The organism is Streptomyces flavofungini (assembly GCF_041028215.1).
GTDB classification, from domain to species: Bacteria; Actinomycetota; Actinomycetes; order Streptomycetales; family Streptomycetaceae; genus Streptomyces; species Streptomyces flavofungini_B.
This window is the reverse complement of the sequence record NZ_JASKYR010000836.1, coordinates 1-4,049: the sequence shown is the minus strand read 5'-3', so window position 1 is coordinate 4,049 and position 4,049 is coordinate 1. Positions and strand designations below refer to the sequence as shown.

General features: G+C 74.1%; 4 protein-coding genes. 3 read left to right on the top strand and 1 reads right to left on the bottom strand.

What is annotated here, in order from left to right:
- Window positions 1-830 (top strand): beta-1,3-glucanase family protein (locus AB8Z36_RS35265; protein ID WP_369217468.1); only part of this gene is annotated, 830 nt, incomplete at its 5' end.
- Between the two features lie 90 nt (window positions 831-920).
- Here AB8Z36_RS35265 and AB8Z36_RS35260 read toward each other — a convergent pair.
- The gene (locus AB8Z36_RS35260; protein WP_369217467.1) at window positions 921-1,964 is read right to left on the bottom strand and encodes a LacI family DNA-binding transcriptional regulator; all 1,044 of its coding nucleotides are present in this window, start codon (window positions 1,962-1,964) and stop codon (window positions 921-923) included.
- Between the two features lie 302 nt (window positions 1,965-2,266).
- Between AB8Z36_RS35260 and AB8Z36_RS35255 the strand changes: the two genes are divergently transcribed.
- Together AB8Z36_RS35255 and AB8Z36_RS35250 are read left to right on the top strand one after the other, a co-directional pair.
- Entirely contained in the window at window positions 2,267-2,983 is a 717-nt protein-coding gene (locus AB8Z36_RS35255; RefSeq protein WP_369217466.1) for a hypothetical protein, read from the top strand.
- A 73-nt stretch (window positions 2,984-3,056) separates the two neighbouring features.
- The coding region (locus tag AB8Z36_RS35250) for an AAA family ATPase (RefSeq protein WP_369217465.1) at window positions 3,057-4,049 on the top strand (993 nt) is incomplete at its 3' end.

Genomic DNA, 4,049 nt, shown 5'->3' with positions numbered 1-4,049 from the left:
CCCTGGTCGAGCCCGCCTTCGCGACCAAGGAAGACCCCAACTACGGCCGCACCTGGTCCTTCTGCGAGTTCACGTTCAACACCGAGCAGCTCTACGCCAACATCAGCTACGTGGACCTCGTCACCGCCCTGCCGATCGGCCTGTCCCTGGAGGGCGACGGCACCCACGACGTGGCCCCGCTGCCCGACGGCGCCGTCGACAAGATCGCCTCGGACCTCGTGGCGCAGGCGGCCAAGGACGGCCAGCCCTGGGACAAGCTCGTCATCCGCGGTGACAACGGTGTCCTGCGCGTCATCTCCCCGCAGAACCTCATGGCGCCCTACTTCGACCGCCCGAACGAGATGCCGTTCCGCGACGTGTGGAACAGCTACATCGACCAGGTGTGGGACAAGTACCGCTCCACCGACCTCAAGATCGACCTCCAGGGCGGCCGGGGCGTCTTCACCGGGCGCGTCAGCGGTGACGTACTGACCTTCAACGGCGGCCACACCTTCACCAAGCCGACGTCGAAGGACATCTTCACCTGCAACCACGGCCCCTTCGCCAACAACCCCAACGACCCCGACGACAAGAAGGGCCTCCTCGCGCGGCTCTCGGCCGGGTTCAACCGCAGCATCATGCTCACCCACCCCGAGCAGCCCAACGGCACCGGCTCCGGCGACTACTACAAGGACGCGGTGACCAACCACTGGTCCCGCGTGGTGCACGCCAACTCCCCGATCGGCTACGCCTTCCCGTACGACGACGTGCGCCCCGACGGCCAGCCCGACGTCTCCGGCGCCGCCCACGACGGCAACCCCCGGCGGTTCACGGTCAGCGTCGGTTCCTGACGCCGCGGGCCGCGTCCGGCCCCGACGCCGGTCACACCCCCCACGCCCGGCCCCGGCCGCATTCCGCCGCGGCCGGGCCGTGACCGGCGCTCACGCCGATTCCCTGCGCACCAGGGCCGTCGGCAGCACCACACTGGAAGGCCCCTCGGCGGCACCGCCGCCGTCCCGCCCCCGCAGCAGCATGCGGGCCATCAGGCGGCCCATGCCCTCGATGTCCTGGCGGACCGTCGTCAGCGGCGGCTCCGCCTGTTCGGCCACGAGCAGCATGTCGTCGAAGCCGACCACCGCCACGTCGCCCGGCACCGACCTGCCCCGCTCCCGCAGCACCCGCAGCGCCCCGGACGCCGACAGGTCGTTGGCCGCGAAGACGGCGTCGATCTCCGGATCGGCGTCGAGCAGCCGCCGCATCGCCCGCTCGCCGCCCGCGAAGGTGAAGTCACCCTCGGCGATCAGCCGCGGATCGGCGCCATTCAGCACATCCCGGTAGCCGTCGAGCCGGTCGACCGCGGAGGTCTGGTCGAGTGCCCCGGTGATGTGCGCGACCCGGCGCCGCCCGAGACCGATCAGATGGCGCACCGCCTCGGCGGCGCCCCCGCGGTTGTCGCAGTCGACGTACGGCGCGCCCCGCTCCCCCGCGTCCGCGTCCGGCCACCCCGGACGGCCGCCGAACACCGTGGGCACCCCGGCGCGCCGGATGATGCCGGGCAGCGGGTCGTCCAGGTGCAGCGAGAAGACGAGGGCGCCGTCGACATGGCCGCCGGAGAGATACCGGCCGACCCGCTCGTGATCGTCCCTGCCCTCGGTGAGCAGCAGGACGAGCTGGATGTCACGGGCCGTCAGTTCCTTGCTGATGCCGCGCAGTTGCAGCGCGAAGAACGGGTCGGCGAAGACCCGGGTCTCCGGTTCGGCGATCACCACGGCGACCGCGTCGTGGCGCCGCGTGACCAGGCTGCGGGCGGCGTGGTTGGGGACGTAGCCGAGTTCGTCGACGGCACGTCTGACCTTGTCGGCGAGTGCCTCGCGCACCCCCGGGTCGCCGTTGACGACACGGGAGACCGTGGCACGCGAGACCCCGGCTCGGGCGGCCACGGCCTCCAGGGTGGGGCGCTGTGCCGCGCTCGGCTCCTCGGTCACCTTCGACGCTCCGTTCTCGGTGGCGGACTCCGGCCGCCCCTCGTACGGCGGACGCTGCCCGAGGGGTGCCGGACGGCGGCAAGCGACCGCCGTCGGACCCATCCTTTCGCATCGGGCGCCCGCCCCGACGCGAAAGGGGCAGGTGGGTCGACCGGACCCCGCACGCAAGGACCCGCGCGGCGCTCCTCCCCGGGGATGTCCCCGAAGCGGCACCCGCCCGGACCGCGCGATGCTTGCGCGGCGGCGGGCACCGGTGACACCGAGGCGCCCGCCGGACGGATCGCACCACACGGGGGACAACGATGACGACGACCGATCCCGCGCCGCCCCGGGCCTCGCAGGCGGCATGGTTCATCCTGGAGTTCCTGGTACTGCCCACGGTCCTCGTGGTGGGCAACCACGCCCTCGGCCAGGCGCACGCGTCCGAGCAGGAGCGGCTGCTGGCCAATCTGGCCTACATCAGCCTCGTCGCCGCGATCCTCTGGCCCCGGGTGCTGCGCCGCGACGTGCGTCGGCAGAGCGCGCGGGCGCGGACCGGCACGGGGTTCGCGGCGGTGCTGCTCGCCGTGGTGCTCGGCACCGCGGTCCTGCTGCTCACCGAACTCCTCGCCACCTGGGTGGGGCTGGGCAGCCTCGGCTACCTCAGTGGCAGGCGGCCGGGCGACGGGGACCCCACGCTGGTCTATCTGAGCGTGGCCGCGCGGGGCCTGCCCCTGACCCTGGGTGCGGCCTTCCTGCTCTCCGTGGCCGTCGGTCACCGGCTGCGCGGTCGCGCCCGTACGGCCCTGCATCTGACCGCCGCCGGGTTCACCGTCGGGGCGCTGACCCTGAACCAGGCGCTGGCGGCCCACTGGGGCACCGTGCCGATGCCCGAGGACCGCTACGTGCCGGTGGTCACCGGTGCGCTGTGCTGGGCGGTGGGGCGGATCGCCCTGTGGTACGCGGCCCGTACACAGGATCTGTACGACGCCCTGTACGCCACCCGCGCCCGGGTCAGGAACACCGCCGGCCCCAACTGACCAGCGGCGCCCCGGGCCGCTCAGCCGTCCACGCGCTCCCCCGGGCCCGCCGTCCGCCGCGCTACCGTGCCCCATGCTCTTCGGACGCCGGACCGAGGCCGCACGGATCGACCGGCTGCTCTCAGCCGCCCGCGAGGGAGACAGCGGTGTCCTGGTGCTGCGCGGCGAGGCCGGAATCGGCAAGACGTCCCTGCTCCGGCAGGGAGCACGGGCCGCCGAGGCGGCCGGGCTGCGGGTGCGGCGGGTGTGCGGCTGGGAGCCGGAGCGGGGAATCGGCTTCGCGGGCCTGTCCCAGCTGGTGCGCGCCGATCCGCGGCTGCTGGCCCGGCTGCCCGGCGTACAGGCGTCGGCACTGCGCGGGGCGGTCGCACTCGGCCCCGCCCGGGCTGCCGACCGCTTCGGGGTGTGCGCCGCGACCCTCACCCACATCGCCCACCTGAGCGCGGACCGGCCGCTGCTGCTCGTCGTCGACGACGCGCACGCGCTCGACACACCGTCGCTCGAGGCCCTGGCCTTCGCCGCGCGGCGGCTGATGACGGAGTGCGTGGTGATGCTCCTCGCCACGCGTCCCGAACCGGCCGTGGACCGGCTCCTCACCGCACTGCCGGTCCTGGCACCGGCCCCCTTGGACGAGCGGGCAGTGGCCGCGGTCGTCGCGGACCGTACCGGAGTCCCGGCCCCGCCGGAGGTGTGCCGACAGCTGACGGCGAGCACGGGCGGCAATCCGATGGCACTGATCGAGGTGGTCTCGGGGCTGACCGCGGAACAGCTCGGCGGTGCCGCGCCGATGCCCCCACGGGTCACGGCCGGTGCCACCGCGGAAGCGCTCTTCGCCGGACGGGTCGGCGCCCTGGGAGCCGGTGCCCGCACCCTGCTGCTGCTCATGGCCGTCGCGGACGACGGAGCGCGCGACGTGTCGGCGGCCGCCCGCGTCCTGAGCCTGCCCGCGTCCGTCTACCCGGAGGCCGAACGCAGCGGCCTCGTCTCCTGCGGCCCGGCCGCCCACGCGTTCACGCACCCCCTCGTGCCCGCCGCCGTCCTCACCGCGACACCCCCCGACCAGCGC

What these genes read in the sequence shown, in the direction of transcription:
- AB8Z36_RS35255 (WP_369217466.1), top strand. Translation starts at nt 2,267, where the DNA reads ATGACGACGACCGATCCCGCGCCGCCCCGGGCCTCGCAGGCGGCATGG.